The 15639-nt window shown below is 70.2% G+C and carries 13 protein-coding genes; 5 read left to right on the top strand and 8 right to left on the bottom strand.

Annotated features, from left to right (window positions below; translation table 11 throughout):
* Positions 1–111 precede the first annotated feature (111 nt).
* The 3 genes from OV208_RS39025 to OV208_RS39015 all read left to right on the top strand — a co-directional run bounded on the left by OV208_RS39025 (position 112) and on the right by OV208_RS39015 (position 3623).
* Complete coding sequence (locus tag OV208_RS39025) at positions 112–759, top strand: sigma-70 family RNA polymerase sigma factor (protein ID WP_120543893.1); 648 nt, start codon at positions 112–114, stop codon at positions 757–759.
* 26 nt (positions 760–785) lie between these two features.
* A complete protein-coding gene (locus OV208_RS39020) occupies positions 786–1652 on the top strand; it encodes an anti-sigma factor family protein (RefSeq protein WP_267579047.1) in 867 nt (288 codons plus the stop codon).
* A 186-nt stretch (positions 1653–1838) separates the two neighbouring features.
* Positions 1839–3623, top strand: a complete 1785-nt coding sequence (locus tag OV208_RS39015; RefSeq protein ID WP_267579046.1) for a response regulator — start codon at positions 1839–1841, stop codon at positions 3621–3623.
* A 129-nt stretch (positions 3624–3752) separates the two neighbouring features.
* On the opposite strand, the gene OV208_RS39010 is transcribed toward OV208_RS39015, so the two are convergent.
* Genes OV208_RS39010 through OV208_RS38985 form a run of 6 tightly spaced genes read right to left on the bottom strand, consistent with a single transcriptional unit; the run spans position 3753 to position 10576 of the window.
* Entirely contained in the window at positions 3753–4898 is a 1146-nt protein-coding gene (locus tag OV208_RS39010) for a hypothetical protein (RefSeq protein WP_267579045.1), read from the bottom strand.
* A complete protein-coding gene (locus OV208_RS39005; protein ID WP_267579084.1) occupies positions 4895–5665 on the bottom strand; it encodes a type III pantothenate kinase in 771 nt (256 codons plus the stop codon). The genes OV208_RS39010 and OV208_RS39005 overlap by 4 nt, the downstream gene beginning before the upstream one ends.
* A 32-nt stretch (positions 5666–5697) precedes the next feature.
* Positions 5698–6726, bottom strand: a complete 1029-nt coding sequence (locus tag OV208_RS39000) for a biotin--[acetyl-CoA-carboxylase] ligase (RefSeq protein ID WP_267579044.1) — start codon at positions 6724–6726, stop codon at positions 5698–5700.
* Between the two features lie 11 nt (positions 6727–6737).
* Positions 6738–7355 carry a hypothetical protein gene (locus OV208_RS38995; RefSeq protein WP_267579043.1) on the bottom strand — a complete coding sequence of 206 codons (618 nt, stop codon included), beginning with the start codon at positions 7353–7355 and terminating at the stop codon, positions 6738–6740.
* A gap of 2 nt (positions 7356–7357) precedes the next feature.
* A complete protein-coding gene (locus tag OV208_RS38990) occupies positions 7358–8275 on the bottom strand; it encodes a HEAT repeat domain-containing protein (RefSeq protein WP_267579042.1) in 918 nt (305 codons plus the stop codon).
* Between the two features lie 54 nt (positions 8276–8329).
* A complete protein-coding gene (locus tag OV208_RS38985; RefSeq protein ID WP_267579041.1) occupies positions 8330–10576 on the bottom strand; it encodes an HTH domain-containing protein in 2247 nt (748 codons plus the stop codon).
* Between the two features lie 97 nt (positions 10577–10673).
* On the opposite strand from OV208_RS38985, the gene OV208_RS38980 reads away from it, so the two are divergent.
* On the top strand, positions 10674–12869 hold the full coding sequence (locus OV208_RS38980) for a PQQ-binding-like beta-propeller repeat protein (protein WP_267579040.1): 2196 nt from the start codon (positions 10674–10676) through the stop codon (positions 12867–12869).
* 64 nt (positions 12870–12933) lie between these two features.
* Here the strand turns inward: OV208_RS38980 and OV208_RS38975 are convergent, their stop codons facing one another.
* Positions 12934–13863: a hypothetical protein gene (locus tag OV208_RS38975; RefSeq protein ID WP_267579039.1), complete on the bottom strand. Its 930-nt coding sequence runs from the start codon at positions 13861–13863 to the stop codon at positions 12934–12936.
* Positions 13864–13914: 51 nt separating this feature from the next.
* Between OV208_RS38975 and OV208_RS38970 the strand changes: the two genes are divergently transcribed.
* Positions 13915–14946, top strand: a complete 1032-nt coding sequence (locus OV208_RS38970; protein WP_267579038.1) for an alpha/beta fold hydrolase — start codon at positions 13915–13917, stop codon at positions 14944–14946.
* A 4-nt stretch (positions 14947–14950) separates the two neighbouring features.
* Here OV208_RS38970 and udk read toward each other — a convergent pair whose 3' ends face one another.
* Positions 14951–15589: a uridine kinase gene (gene udk / locus OV208_RS38965; protein ID WP_120534103.1), complete on the bottom strand. Its 639-nt coding sequence runs from the start codon at positions 15587–15589 to the stop codon at positions 14951–14953.
* Positions 15590–15639: the final 50 nt, after the last annotated feature.

Here is a 15639-nt window from a genome sequence, read left to right as displayed (position 1 = left end):
GACGCGGCAGGGGAAAGCGTTGTTGACCCGTCTGCTCCGGTGCATAGATTGACCGTTAGGCAGGCGACGCATTCCCCAAATCATTTCGGGCCCCTGGAAGGCGGGAGCATGATGCTGGACTTCAGGCAACCCAACCGGACGAAGCAGGAATTCGAAGAGCTGGCGCTGGCGCACCTGGATCCGCTCTATTCAGCGGCCCTCCGGCTGACCAAGAACGAGCGCGATGCCGAGGACCTGGTGCAGGACACCTGCATGCGGGCCTACCGCTTCTTCGACAAGTTCGAGCGCGGCACCAACATCAAGGCCTGGCTCTTCAAGATCCTCACCAACACGTTCATCAACCGGTACCGGCGCAAGGTGAAGGAGCGCACGGTGGTGGAGGGCGTGGAGCGCGAGGCAGTGCATGAGCGCTTCGTGAGCCGGGACGCGACGGACTTCGCGGCCAACCCCGAGCAGTACTTCTTCGACCGGCTCCTGTCGGACGACGTGCTGCGGTCCATCGACTCGCTGCCCATCGACTTCCGGCTGGTGGTCATCCTCGCGGACCTCCAGGAGTTCTCCTACAAGGAGATCGCGGAGATTCTGGAGTGCCCCGTGGGCACGGTGATGAGCCGCCTGTTCCGCGGTCGCAAGCTGCTGCAGAAGACGCTGCGCGAGTACGCCCAGGGTCAGGGTGTCTTCCGTCATGACGGCGATCCGGTGCCGGCGCCCGCGCCCGCGGACCTGGAAGAGTTCCGTCGACGGAAGAAGGCAGGCTAGTTCGTGGTTGGATTCATCGAGCGCCCATGACCTGCCAGGAACTCGAGCGATTGCTGTACCCGTACCTCGACGGCGAGTTTCAGCCCGAGGAACGCCACGACGTGGAGTCGCATCTCGAAGACTGCCCGGCCTGTATCGCCCGGGTGGACGAGGAGATGCAGCTTCGCCAGACGCTCCGGCGCGCGGCGAAGCACTCCGTGTCCGCCCAGGGCTCGCGCGCGCCGGCTTCGCTGCGCGCGGGCATCCAGTCCGGCCTGCACCGTGAGCAGCGCCGGGCCCAGGTGAGCCAGTGGATCCGCGCCGGGGCCGTGGCCCTGGTGGTGGTGACGGTGGGCGGCGCCTGGATGACGTACCAGTCGGGACAAGCGCAGCGGGCCACCATCCTGGAGGCGGTGCAGCGGCACACGCGCCAGCGGCCCCTGGAGTTCGTCGCGGGCACGCCGGAGCAGATTGAGGCGTGGTTCAACGACAAGGTGGAGCACCGCATCACCCTGCCCCGCCTGCAGCAGGCGCAGCCGGTGGGCGCTCGCTTCTCCACGCTCAACGGCCAGGAAGTCGTCTACGTCAGCTACGAGACCCAGCCCCGGCGCACGAATGAGGCCAAGCGGAACATCGGCGTGTTCGTGTATCCGGCGACGGGCCGGCGGGTGACGGTGGAGGAGTCCCCCACGGTGGAGAACGTGGCCGTGGATTCGAGCCAGGCCTACAACGTGGTGACGTGGCGGGATCACGACATCACGTACGAGCTGGTGACGGATCTGGACGACGCCGCCATCCTGCAGATGCTGCGTGATCAGGAGCTGCGCTCCAACGGCATCCCGCGCCCCGCGCAGGTGAAGCCGTCGGTGAGCGTGCAGAACGTGTCGCTCCAGCCCGTGTCGCTACAGCCCTGATACACGGCTGACGGCGCGGGGCCCGAGTGGTCGCCTGCTCGACTGAATACCGGGCGTTGCGCCCGGTGTGAAGATTGACGGTCCCAGGCATGGCCGATAGCCTCGACTGAGTCTCTCTTCTCGCGCGCCGCCGCTCGTTCGTGGTGTTTCACCTGCGCGCCGCACCCCCAGGACGGCCGTTCCTTCATGTCCAAGCGAATCCTGATCGTCGAAAGCGACGCCACCCTCTCCGCCACCCTGCAGCAGGCCCTGGAAGCCCGGGGGTTCTCGGCGCAGACGACGGGGGACGGCAAGGGCAGCGTGGAGCTGATCCGGCGCGAGCGCCCGGAGCTGGTGGTGCTCGCGGTGGATCTCTCCGCCGGACAGAACGGCTACCTCATCTGCGGAAAGCTGAAGAAGGACGACGACCTCAAGGCGTTGCCCATCGTCATCATCGGCAGCCCGGACGGCTTCGCGGCGCACAGCAAGCTCAAGGCGCGCGCGGACGAATACGTCGCCAAGCCCGTGGACACCGACACGCTGGTGGACCGCGTGGGCGGCCTGATCGGCTTTCCGGAGTTGCCGGCCAGTGACGAGGTGGTGGACGACAGCCTCACGCTGGACTCGCTGGGCGACGACTTCGGCAAGGAAGACGCCGCGCCGGACTTCGGCGAGGAGATCGCCGTGGACACGGGCGAGGAGCCCGCGGTGGCCGGCGAAGACCTGGACATGCTGGACGAGGCCTTCGGAGACATGTCCGAGCCCGTGACGGGCACGCCCGAGGAAGAGGACGTGCTCGCGCCGCCGGAGCTGGAGTCTCCGTCCGCCGAGGAGGAGATCTCCGCGCTCGACTCGCTGGGCTCCGACAACGACGACTCGCTGGACGTGCTGAGCGACCTGGGCGACGAGCCGGAGGAGAAGACCGTCATCGGCTTCATGCCCCCGGTGGATCCGGAGCCCGCGCCGACGCCCGTGCCCGTGCGCGCCGCCCCTACTCCCGCGCCGCTGCGCGCGGTGCCCACGCCTCCCGCGCCACGCCCTGTCGCGGTCCCGGTGGCCACGGCGGCGGCGGCGACCGGCCCGTCCGCGGCGGAGGTCGCGGAGCTGCGCAACCTGCGCGCGAAGGTGGCGGAGCTGCAGAGCGCGCTGGAGGACTCGCGCGGACAGGCGACGCAGGCCGAGGAGCGCGTGCAGTCGCTGGAGTCCGAGCTCCAGGCGAAGACGACGGAGCTGGAGACCTCCCGCTCCAACGTCGGCAAGAACGACAAGGACACCTTCGCGCTGCGCGACACCGTCAACAAGCGCGACAAGGAGATCCTGCGCCTCAAGTCGGAGCTGAACCAGAAGGACCAGGAGATCATCGAGCTGAAGGATCAGCACCTGGAGCTGGAGCAGAAGGCCAGCACCTCCGACGAGGAGCTGTCGCGCCGCGACGGGCAGATCAAGACGCTCACCAGCCGCACCGAGCAGCTCACCACCGAGCGCAAGCGCGTGGATCAGCAGTTGGCCACCTCCAAGGAAGAGGCCCGCGGCGCCACCGCGAAGCTGGGCACGCTCCAGGCGGAGCTGGATCAGCACCAGGCCCAGGCGCAGGCGCTCCAGGGTGAAGTGGAAGGGCTGCGGGCCCAGGCGGCCCAGCAGGACGCGGACCTCCAGGCGGCGCGCGAGGAGGCGGAAGGCCTGCGCTCCCAGGTGGAAGCCGCGCAGCAGGAGGCGGAAGGCCTGCGCTCGCAGTTGGACCAGAGCCAGGCGGACCTGTCCGCCCAGAGCGCCCAGGCGGCCGCGGATGCCGACGGGCTGCGCGCCCGCATCACCGAGTTGGAGCAGGCGGCGGTGCGCAACGAGGAGCGCGTGACGAAGCTCTACGCGCGCATCAAGGGTGACGAGAAGCTGCGCGAGAAGACGAAGAAGGCGCTCGCCATCGCCCAGCAGTTGCTGGACGAGCCCGGCACCTCCGTGGGCGACGACGCCGACGAGGAAGCCGCGGCCTAGCGTCGGTTGGAGTCGGGCCCCGTGAGCGGGGGACGGCGCGGGACGACCGCCCTCCCCCTTCCGGCCCGCCTGCCGCGGTTCCTGGAGCGAAGCCGGGCACGGAAGCCCGGCACCGCTCGGAGCGCCCTCTCAGTGACCGCCGCCATCCCTCTTGGGTGCGGTCTTCTTCTCATGCAGCTTCTTGGCGAAGGACTGCACGGCGGCGGGCACGTTCTTGTCGCGCGCCAGATCCTTCAGCTCCGCGTCGCGCAGCGTGTTGAGGAACTTCATGGTGACGGTGAGCGGCACCTTGGGGTTCTTCACCAGCGCGAGCTTCACCTTCTGCATCTTCGTCCACTCGCGATTGCCGTAGATGGCGCGCAGCACGTCCTCGTTGACGGCGCGGTTGGCGGCGCTCGCGAGCACCTCGCCGTCGGTGATGCGGGGGCTGCGGATGACGGCCACGCAGACGAGCTTGTTCGTGTCGCGGATGAGGGTCGTGCGCGCTTCCTTGTTGCCCAGCGTCGCCAGCTTGATCTTCTCCGCGATGGACATCTTCATGATGCGCTGCGCGAGCGTCTGACGCTTGCCCTCCTCCATCGGGGCTTCGTCGTCCTTCTCCGCCGCCGGCCCCAGCTCCTGGAGGACCTCCGCCGCCGTGGGGCCCGGATCCGGAGGCGCCGCGGCGGCCTGCGGGCCGTAGATGCGCACCCGGGCAGCCTGCATCGCCGGCACGTCCGCGAGGATGAGCCCGCTTCGCACCGCGAAGTCGCAAATGCTGTCCACGAGCGACGCCGGGGCGCCCGGGTTGAGGCACAGGTTGCGGACGATGTCCTCGTGGCGCAGCAGGCGCAGCTGGTTCTGCGAGATGATCTCCGCCACCTTCGGGCTGCATGTGGAGGCCACGCCCGCGACGGCGTCGTCCGGCGTCTCCGAGTTGAGGACGAGCATCTCCGCGTAGGCTTCCTTGTCCTTCAAGAGGCCCAGGAAGTAGCCCAGCACGGGCGGCGGAACGCCTTCGTCGCGCAGCGCGGAGCCAAGGATGCGGTCCGGCAGCGTGGCGCACGTCTTGGCGGCCGTCTCACGCACGTTCGCTTCCGGATCGAACGTGAGCATGAACAGCGCGCCCAGCATGTCCGCCGGGTTCAGCGGCACGAGCGACTTGGCGGCCATCATGCGCAGCGGCACGGGGGCGTTGGGGTCCACGTGCTTGCGCAGGTTGGGCGGCAGGAATTCAGCGTTGAAGGGGCAGCCCGGCGGCGGGGGCGGGATGGTGGGATCCGGAGCGAGGCTCATGAGGCGTGATTCCTTCCGTAGATGATGCGCAGCCCCTCCAGGGTGAGGAACTCATCCACTTCCTGGATGGCCTTGGATTCGCTGGCCACCAGCGGGGCAAGGCCCCCGGTGGCCACCACTTTCGCGGTGAAACCCATCTCCGCCTCCATCCGCGCGCAGAGGCCGTCCACCATGCTCACGTAGCCGTAGACGAGCCCGGACTGCATGGAGTGCACGGTGTTGCGGCCCACCACGTGCGGCGGCCGCGCGAACTCCACGCGCGGCAGCTTGGAGGCGTTCTGGAACAGGGCCTCCATGGAGATGTTGATGCCGGGGCAGATGGAGCCGCCCAGGTATTCGCCCCGGGGCGTCACCGCGTCCAGCGTCGTCGCGGTGCCGAAGTCCACCACGATGAGGCCCTTGTGGTGCTTCTCGTAGGCGGCCACCGCGTTGACGATGCGGTCCGCGCCCACTTCGCGCGGGTTGTCGTAGAGGATGGGCATGCCCGTCTTCACGCCCGGGCCGACGAACATGGGGCGCGTCTTGAAGTAGCGCTCGCTCATCTTCTCCAGGCTGAACTGGAGCGGCGGCACCACGCTGGACACGGCGACGGCGGACACCCGCGCGGCGTCGATGCCGCTCCAGGTGAAGAGCTGGCGCACGAGGATGCCGTACTCGTCCGCGCTGCGCCGCGCGCTCGTCTCCAGGCGCCAGTGATCCAACAGCCGCTTGCCCTCGTACACGCCGAGCACGGTGTTGGTGTTGCCGACGTCGATGGCCAGGAGCATCACGTGCGCCAGTCTACCGCGAAGCCCGAGAATCAGCCGCGTCCTTGAGGGCGCGTCTGTCCCTGGGGACGCAGTTGCTCCACGTCGCCCGCGAGCACCCGCTCCACCCGGCCGTCCGCCGTGCGCACCATCAGCGCCCCCGTGGGATCGATGTCCTCCGCGAACCCCTCCCAGTCCCCCCGGTCCGTCCGCACCCGGACCTGCTGCCCCAGGGTGCTCGACAGGGCCTTCCAGCGGGTGCGCACCGCGTCGAAGCCGGTGGCCAGGTACGTGTCCAGCCAGGCTTCCAGCCGCGCCCACAGGGCCGCCGTGAAGGCCGCGCGGGCCACCGAGCGCCCCAGGACCTGGGACAGCGACGTGGCGGTATCCCGAAGCTCCTCCGGAAAGTGCTCCGGGCCGGCGTTGAGGTTGACGCCCACGCCCACGATGACGAAGTGCACGCGCTCCGGTTCGGCGGACAGCTCCGTGAGGATGCCCGCCACCTTCTGGCCCCCCAACTGCACGTCGTTGGGCCACTTGATGGCCGCGTCGGAGCCGGCCTCGCGCAGGGCCTCCGCCAGGGCCACGGCGGCCACCAGCGTGAGCTCCGGCGCGTGCTGCGGGGCCAGCGCCGGGCGGAGGATGGCGGAGAAGTACAGGTTGAGGCCGGGCGGGGACACCCAGGCTCGGCCCCGGCGCCCCTTGCCCGCCGTCTGCTGTTCGGCCACCACCACCGTGCCGTGCGGAGCGCCGTCCTGGGCCAGCCGGAAGGCCGTGGCGTTGGTGGAGCCGATGGTTTCGTGGTGGTGCAGCACGCGGCCCATGACGCGGGTGGTGAGCAACGGGTGGACCTCCAGCGAGGAGAGCCGGTCCGGGCGGCCCACCAGCCGGTAGCCCTTCGCGGGCACCGCTTCAATGCGGTAGCCCTTCAGCCGCAGGGCCTCCACGTGCTTCCACACCGCGGTGCGCGACAGGCCCAGCCGGTTCGACAGGGCCTCCCCGGAGATGAAGCCCTCGCCACCCTCGGAGAGGAAGCCCAGGATGCGCGCGTCCTGCGAAAGCTCGTTCGTCTCCACGGCCATGCGCGGGCGCTTCAGTTCGCGGCGGGCGGCGGGGTCGCGGCGGCGCCAGCGGGCCCCACCTTGAAGGACACCAGCTCCAGCTCCGTCTGCGGCACGCGCTTGCCGTCCTGCTCCGTGGCCACATCCACGCGCACGAGGCCCACGCCCGCGGCGAAGGTCATCGTGTTCACGAGCGTCGTCTTCGCGTCCACCCGGTTGCGCCCCTCCACGCTCACGCAGTTGGGGAACGACCCCGCGGGCGCCTGGCACGCGAAGCCCACCTGCACGAGCTGGTAGCGCTCCGTGGACGACACGGACACCACGTTGTTCCACCCGCGCCCGGCCTCCAGCGGGCCGCGCAACAGGTAGCGCTTGGGGTCGCGCAGGCCGTAGGCGTCCACCGTGAGCTGCCCGCCCTGGTTGTCCAGGAAGTACCCGTCCTGATCCTTGACGATCTCCACGGTGACGGGCTTGTCGTCCCGCTTGTCCAGCCGGTACGTCCACTGGTTGCCCACCGCCAGGGGGTAGTACTCGGCGATGGATTCGGGTGCGGGGCGCGTGTCCGACTCGACGCGCTTCGCGCATCCGGAGCCCACGAGCGTGGTGGCCAGGAGGGCGATGCCCCCCACCGTCGACAGCGATTGCCTCATACTCAAGGGTCCGCGTGGCCCTGGCCACGCGCCTCCACCGTTGCGTGGTTTCGTGATGCGTAGAGTGTGTCGAGCGCCTGCTGCGCCGCGGCCTGCACCGACGGCGTGTCGTGGCCCTGGGCCACCGTGTACAGGTACGCCTCCGCCTCCGGGCCGCCAATCTCGCCCACCGCGAAGACGATCTCCTGCAGGAAGCCGGAGTCGCGGCCGCGCGCCAGGTCGATGAGGGCCGGCACCGCGCTCTTCGCCTTCATCTCCGCCAGCGCGCCAATGGTGCGGCGCACCGCGTCCGCGTCGCTGGTGTCCTTCAGGCGTTCAATCAACAGGGGCGCGGCGGCCGGGTGCTTGCGTTCGGCCAGGGTGCGCAGGGCGAACTCGCGGATGCGCGCGTCGGCGGCGCGCAGGTCCGTCACCAGCGTTTCGTCCGTGCGCTCCAGCGCGGAGAGCTGCATCAGCGCCGACTCCGTCACCTGCCGCAGCACGCTCTCCAGCGCGGCGCGCATGGCGACCCGGCGGCCCTCCTCCGAGTCCTCCTTCACCTGCGCCTCGCCCAGCCCCACAACCTCGTAGTGCTGGGGCACGGCGCCGCCGAAGCGCTCCAGGGACAGGTTGGCGCCCACCTCCGCGAAGCTGTGGGGATTGCCGTCCTTCAGCACCTCGCGGGTGAAGGGCAGGTCCAACGACATCCGCCAGGGACGGGCCTTCTTCGGATCCTCGTCCGCCACCAGTTCGAAGCGGCCGGAGCCCTCCAGCGCGTCGGAGAACAGCTCCCGCACCCCATCCGGACCGAAGCCCAGGAGCGCGTTGTCCCGCACGGTGTCACCGGACAGCTCCACCGGCGCCACCGGATGGCGCGGGGCCTGCGAGCGGCAGGCCCCGAGTAACAGCACGCAGGAGGTGAGCAGCAGGGCCGGCTTCATGGCCCCCTTACGCTAACACTCCCGCGTCCACCGCACCCGATTCCGTGAGGGACTTCAGCCCTCTTTGCCCTCGGGCGGAGTCTCCGGTTCGGACGACACCGGTGCCTCGTGCACCTCGCGGGCCTCGCGGATCTCCACGGGCTCGCTCGGGGATGCAGCCGCTTCGGCGGCAGGCGTCGCGGACGTCTCGTCGGAAGCCTCATCCGAGGGCGACAACGCGGGGCTCGCGCCCGGCGTCACGGCATCGGACGCGGCCTGCGCGGCTTCCGCACGGGACCGCGCCGCATCGGCGGACTCCGGCGTCGGCTCGGCCTTCACGGCTTCGCCCGCATGCCACGCGTTGCCTTCGCTCGGCGCGCTGACGGCTGCTTCCCCGTGGGACGAGCCAGGGGCCGCGTCGGCGGCGACGGGCAGTGCCTCACCCGCGAGCGCGACCAGCCCTTCGCCTCCGACACTTCCACCCACGGAAGGCGCGGCGATCTCACCCGAGGCGGCGACCGTCTCGCCTGTCGAGGGAGCGCCGGCCTCGCCCGCGGGCGTGCCCTCCGCTCCGCGCGTGCCACGGCCGCGACGACCCCGGCGGCGACGGCGGCGGCGCTTGCGCTCGGAAGCGTCGGCGGAAGCACCACCCTCGGCGCCCTCCTTGGCTCCACCCACGAAGGCGCTGGCGGCCTCCAGGTCGTCGTCCCCGTCCTCGTCATCCCCCTCGTCGGAGTCGTCTTCCTCCGACGAAGTGGGCGTGAACCCGTCGGCGGCCGGCGGCGCGGCGGCCACCGGTGCTGCCTTGGGCTCGGGCGTTTCGGCTCCACCCTGCGCTGCGGCCGCGTCGCGGGCCTCGTTGCGCGCACGCTGACGGTCGCGACGGCGCTCGGCACGCTCCTGCCGGTCGCCCCGCTCGGGACGCTCCTCACGCTCCGGGCGGTCCGCGGCGGGAGCGGAGGCGGACACCTCTACCTCGCCGCCCTCCTCGCGGGCCTGCTTCTCGCTCTTGCGCTCCTCGCGGCGACGCTGGGCCTCCTCGGCGTCCAGCTTCGCAGCCTCGAAGAAGCGCTCGTCGATGTCGTACAGCTCCACCTGGGTGACGTTGACGGCCGTCTTGGCCTCCAGGAACTTCTCACCCAGCGCATCGCCGCACCACAGCATCACCAGCGAGCCCGTGGCCTGCGCCTCGGAGCGCGCGTCGCCGCGCACTTCGCCCGCGCTCACCAGAAGGCCGACCTGCGCCGAGTAGTGGCCCAGGTCGCGCCGCAGCTCCTGCACCGTCTTGCGGTCCACGCCCGGCGTGCCCTTGAGCATGCGCACCGCGTAGCGCAACTCCACGCTGCCCTCGCGCTTGCGCGCGGTGAGCAGGGGGCCTTCCTTGGAGCGCTTCGCGACCTTCAGCTCGCGGAAGCCCAGCCCGTGCATCATCTTCACCACGGACTTCTCGAAGGTGCCCACGTCCGCGTCGCCCAGGCGCTTGCGCAGCCCGCGCGCCACCGCCCGACGCGCGTCCTTGAGGGCCGTGCGCGCGGTGGTGATGAGGGCTTCGTCCACCAGGGGTTCCACCCCCGCGACAGGCTTGCCCAGCACCGGGCGGCCTTCCTCCAGCGGGATGCCCAGGGCCTGCGCGAACGCCGCCTGGAGTTCCAGGGGCGGCGCCTCGCTCGGCGCACCCGCGCGCTCCAGCGACACCTCCCCGGTCTCCTGGTTGAAGGAGTACTGGGGCCGGCGGCCCGCGTCGATGCGGCGCTGGTTGTCCTCCAGCAGGGCGGTGAGCACCGCCTCCACCGTCGTCTCCTCGGCGCACAGCTCCTTGGAGCGAGCGCGCTCGATGAGCTGATCCGTGCGCAGGCCGACTTCGGCCTCGCTGAGGATTTCGAACACCACCTCTGGCAGCGGCGGGAAGCGCTTCCTGCGACCCCGCTCCTCGTCGCCCTCGTCCCGGCGGCGCTTGCGTTCCGTGCCACGCCCCGACGCGCGCACGTTGTCCGTGCGCGGCTCCGGGTGGCGTTCCACGGGCCGCAGGGGAGGAAGTTCTTCCTCCGGATGCGGCTCCATCACGCCCGTCTGTGCAAGTGCCTCGGCATCCTCGGAGAGTGACCAATCCGTCAGTGCGAAGGTATCCTTCGCCGTGACAATCACCTTGCGATCCCGCGTCCGCCGCGCCATGGCAGCCAGACGCGACAGCATCGTCACTTCTGGTGTCTTGCCGATGTGGGACAGCAGGCTCAGCTGGATGGACTTCTCCGTGATCTCAAGGAAATGCAGGGGGCGACCTTCGCTCTCCAGCACTCGGAGCGCGGCCTCGTAAAATGTCATCGAGTAATCCCCAAGAATTCCGAACGGTTACAAAAATGTAGGTCCGTATGGGCGGCGGATGCTAGCCACCGCTAAACTGGCTTGTCAACGAACGTAAATGACCCGGATACGCATCGGACAGCGTTGGAAGCGCGAACCGTCAGCCTCCCCGCTCGATTCCATCGCGCTGGAACTGGACGGGGTGAACCTGTTGTCCGGGGCCGTGGAAGAGCCCCTGGCGGAGGTGATTCCCGCTCTGGTGGAGGCCGTGGCGGCCCTGCACGTCGGCGCCCGCCGGATGGCCCAGGTTTCGTTGACGGATGCGCATCTGGAACTGGTGCTCCGGCGCGTCGGGCCGGACATCGAACTTTCTGTCGCGAGCCTTGCCCGGCCCGCTCACCTCCTGCGTCCCCCTATCAAGGTTGACACCGAGGAGTTGACAAAAGCGACCCGGGAAAGTGGCCAGCGCTTCCTCCAGGACGTGGCGAAGGTCGCCCCCAAGGCCCTCTCCCCCACGGTCGCCCGGAAGCTGGGCGAGGCGCTCAAGGGCCTGGGCAAGCCCGCCCCCCACAAGGAGGACCCTCCCCTCCCCCCCACCCCGCTGCGCATCGAGCCCGTCTCCGTGCCGGGGTTCGGCTTCGAATTGAAGGACGTGTCCCCGGCCTCCCGCGAAGGCCCCGCGAAGGGTTCCTCCGGGGCGCTGGCGCCGCTGCTGGGCGCGGGCGAGGTGTGGCTCGCGCTGCCCGGGCGGCCGCAGGCGTGGCGTGCCCAGGGGCCGCCTTTCCTCACCGTGCTGGAGCTGTCCCGGCAGGCGGTGGAGCTGGCGCGCGCCGTGGAGATGGGCGAGGCCCGCTTCGAGTTCGAGCCCGCGGGCGTGCGCCCCACGCTGACGCTGGACCTGAAGGGGCAACGGGCGAAGTCAGGCCCCACCGGCACCTGGTTCCCGCTGGAGCCCGGAGCGCTCCTGTCCGCGCTCTTCCAATTGGGCGAGGCGCTGGGGCTGGCCTTCGCGGAGGCCCACCGGGTCCAGGTCTCCAACCCCTACCTCGTCGAGCTGACGGAGCGCTGCCGCGAGGGCATGTCGCACCTGAGGGGCGCCCGAAAGCCCCCCGAAGCGCAGGGCGAGGCGCGCGAGCGCAAGAGCGCACCTGCTCGCGGCGAGTCCCGGCCGCTGAAGGTCCCGGGGCGGCTTCGGCGCCTGCGCTTCGAGAAGCTGTGGGAGCAGCGCGGGCTGGAGGAGCCGGAAGAGGCGCGGCTGCTCGTGGGCCGGCATGGTCCGGTGTACTGCGCGCCGGGACTGGCGTGCGCGTTCTCACGCAAGGACGGCGCGGAGCTTTGGCGGAGGTCCGCGTCCCTGGGCGTGGCGGCGTCCGCGGATGGCCACGCGGTGGCGGCGGATGGGGCGCGCGTGTTCGGATTCACCGGCCGGGGCTCGGGCGCGCGCTGGCTGCATGACCATGACGGCATCCCGCTGGGGCCCCTCCTCCTGCGTCAGGACGGGCTGCTGCTGACCTTGTCGGAGGACCGCACCGCGGTGGCCTTCGCGGAGGCCACGGGCCGCGAGGTGTGGCGCCTGGCCCCGCCGCGCACGCAGCGCGGATGGCTGGCCACGCAGGGCCACCGGGCGCTCCTGTCCACGGACTCGGGCTACCTCTACGGACTGGACCTGGAGGATGGGCAGGTGCGCTACCGGCTGCGCTCGCCCATGCCCTTCCATGGCCCTCCGGTGGCGTGGGGCAAGCGGTTCCTGGCCGTGCTGGGACGCGGCTCGCATTGGGCGCTGCTGCTGTCGGATGCGCACACCGGCGAAGCGCTGTGGACGCACGAGCCGGACCTCACCCTGCCCTCCCCACCGCTGCCCATGGGCCAGCGCGTGTTCCTCGCGGGGATGCGTGACGAGGACGGGCTGCTGGTGTGCCTGGATTCGCGCGGGCGCAAGGTCTGGGAGCGCGCGCTGCACCTGGGCCCGGGGCCCTATGCGCTGGCGCCGCTGCCGCGTGCGGTGGTGGTGACGAGCGCGTCCGGAGCCGCGGCCCGCGTGTCCCTGTCCGGACAGGTGGACTGGCGCGTGGGGGCCGCGGGGGAACCGCTCATCGCGGCGCTGCCGGCGCGCACCGCACGGGACGTGACGCTGGTGGCGGGCGAGGTGGTGCGCGCGGTGGATCCTCGCGGCGGTCAGGTGCTCGCGGAGGTGCGCGCGGGGGTGGGGCTGGTCGCGCTCCAGGCCGACGTGCGCCTCAACCTGTACTTCCTGGACGACGCCGGCACGCTGTCCGCGTACCGGCTGGGGTCCCACTTCGCCGTCGTCGAGTAACGACGGCGAAGGGCTCACGACTCCAGAGCCGAAGGGCTACCCGCCCGACTCCGGAACCGAAGGGCTATCCGCCCTTCTTGGCGGAGGCCTTGGCCGGGTCGATCTCCTCCTCCGGCCGCTCCTCCTGCGTGGCGCCTTCCCACGTCTCGTTGGCTCCCAGCTTCCACTCCGACGGCACGTCCAGCTTCCACACGTAGGTGGAGTTGGCCTGGCCGCCGGACGCCGCGTGCGAGCCGACGAGGATGGTCATCTCCAGCTTCGACACGTCCGAGGGCAGCAGGTCCAGGTCGTAGTGGCCCAGCACCATCTGCGGGGGGAACTCGGCGATGAGGCGCTCGGGGTAGTCGATCTTCATCGACGGATCCGCGCCACGCATCTCGCCCAGCAACTTGCCCTTCGCGTCGGTGAGCTTCCACATCGTGTCGAACGAGGCGCTGGTGACCATCTTCTTCACCTTGCCCTCGTCCTTCTCCACGCGCTGCGCGCCCCAGAGCGCCAGTTGCAGGCGGATCTGCGGCTTGCCCATCACCATCACGACGTCGGAGCTCACGATGTCCAGGCGCATGCCCTTGTCGCTCGCGGTCCACACCGGGCGATATTTGCCCTCACGCAGGCTGTCGAACTGCTTGCGCGCGTACTCGTAGAACGCCTTGCGGTCCCCCGCGCGAGCGTCCTTCTTCTCGCCGCCGGACGACTCCCGCTGCTCCAGTTCCTGGAGGTAGTTGTCGAACTTCGTGTTGCCTTCGAAGCGAGTCAGGTGCGCGTCGATGTCCTCGAAGTACGTCTTGAAGAAGGGCTTGAGCTCATCCCGGTAGGAGGCCTCGTCGGGGTTGGTGCGCATCCAGCCCACGCGCTCCAGGTAGACGGACTGGATCCGGCGGAAGTCGGCATCCCGCTCCGCCTCCTTCGTCCGTGCGGCGGAAGTGCGGTAGCTCGTCACCGCGGCGAGAATCACCAAGGCGATGAGAACAATGAATCCGAAGTAGCGCTTCACGCGTCAGGCTCCTGTGCGTTCGGGCAGGCAATGATATGAGCCTGCATCATCGTGCTCCACGCCGGGGGAATCCAATCGTTCACCGTTCCCCTTCCACTCGAGGAGGGGGAGCTGCTGGGAAACCCCCAGATTGCCTGGCAGGCCTACGGAAAACCGTCGGATGGCAAAGCGGTGGTGGTGCTGCACGACCTGTCTCATTCTCATCAAGCGCTGGGCACCGGGCCGGACGCTCCGTATCAGCCCTTCGGTTGGGGGCATGAGCTCATCGGTCCCGGCAAGGCGTTGGATCCGGAGGTGACGCCGGTGCTCGTGCCCAACCTGCTGGGCAGCCCGTTCGGCTCCACGTCGCCCATCACGGTGGAACCGAACTCCGGCGCGCTCTGGGGCAAGGCCCTGCCCCCGCTCACCGTGCTGGACATGGCGCGCGGCGTGTCCGCGTTCCTGCGGGCCCAGGAGCTGACGCACATCCGGGCCCTGGTGGGCGTGGGCCTGGGCGGCGTCGTCGCGCTGCGGTTGGCGGCGCTGTTCCCGGAGCTGGTGGACAGCGTGGTGGTGCTGGGCGCCGCGCGAGCCCTGCCGGAGGGGCTGCGAGAGAAGCTGGGCCTCACGTCGCAGGTGTTGCGCATGGCACCCGACAACGAGGACACCCCACCCCTTCGCGAGCGCGTTCCCAACAAGACGCTGTCGCGGCTGCGGATGGACTACCTGCGGCTGCTGTACGGACGCGACCACCTGGGCTCCGCGTATCCGGACAGCACCACGGCGCAGGCGGCCCTGGAGGCGGAGGCCGCGTCGTTCGCGGAGACGTTCGATCCGACGGCGTGGTCGCTGCTGTGCTCGGCGTACGCGGGCTGCGACCTGACGGACACGTTCACGCAGATCCGCGCGCGGGTGCTGATGCTCACCGGCTCCACGGACGCGCTGGCGCCGGCGGGCCGCGTGCGTGACACGTACCACCAGCTGACGGCGGCGGGCGTGCAGGCGCGGTTCGTGGAGCTGCAGGGGCCGGGCGATCACGGCACCCTGCTGTCGGATGCGCACCGGCTGCGAGGGCCGGTGCAGGACTTCCTTCGCTGGCGCTGAGGGCCTAGCGCGCCAGGTGCTGCGGGGCGACGAGCCGGGCCCGGAGCGCTCCCACGAGCATCCCGATGGCGATGTCGTTGTTGCCGCCGTGCGGGATGATGATGTCCGCGTGGTGCTTGGACGGCTCCACGAAGCCCATGTGCATGGGGCGCACGTGGCGCAGGTACTGGCCCACCACGTGGTCGAAGTCGCGGCCGCGATCCTTGATGTCGCGCGTGAGGCGGCGAAGGATGCGCAGGTCGTCGTCCGCGTCGACGTAGATCTTCACGTCCATCTCGTCGCGGACCTCCTTCATGTGCAGCACGAGGATGCCCTCGATGAGGATGATGTCCCCGGGGTCCACGCGGTGCGTGTGCGGCTGGCGGCCGGACGTGACGAAGTCGTAGACGGGCTTCTGGATGGCCTGCCCCGCCTTCAGCGCGCGCAGGTGGCTGACCAGCAGCTCGATGTCGAACGCGTCGGGATGGTCGAAGTTCACCTCCCGCCGGTCCGCCAGGGACATGTCCTTCAGGTCCCGGTAGTACGAGTCCTGATCAATGAAGGCGACCCGGCAGTCGGCGAGGGCCTCACGCACCTTGCGAGCCACCGTTGTCTTACCGGATGCGGTGCCGCCCGCGATGCCAACGACGAGGGGTGACGACATGCGGCGGGCAGTACCCCACCAGACAGGTGGGCGCAAGGATCCGTTGACCC

This window comes from Corallococcus sp. bb12-1 (genome assembly GCF_026626765.1).
GTDB lineage: Bacteria > Myxococcota > Myxococcia > Myxococcales > Myxococcaceae > Corallococcus > Corallococcus terminator.
Note: the sequence above shows the minus strand (reverse complement) of the source record. Positions and strands in the feature narration are given on the sequence as shown.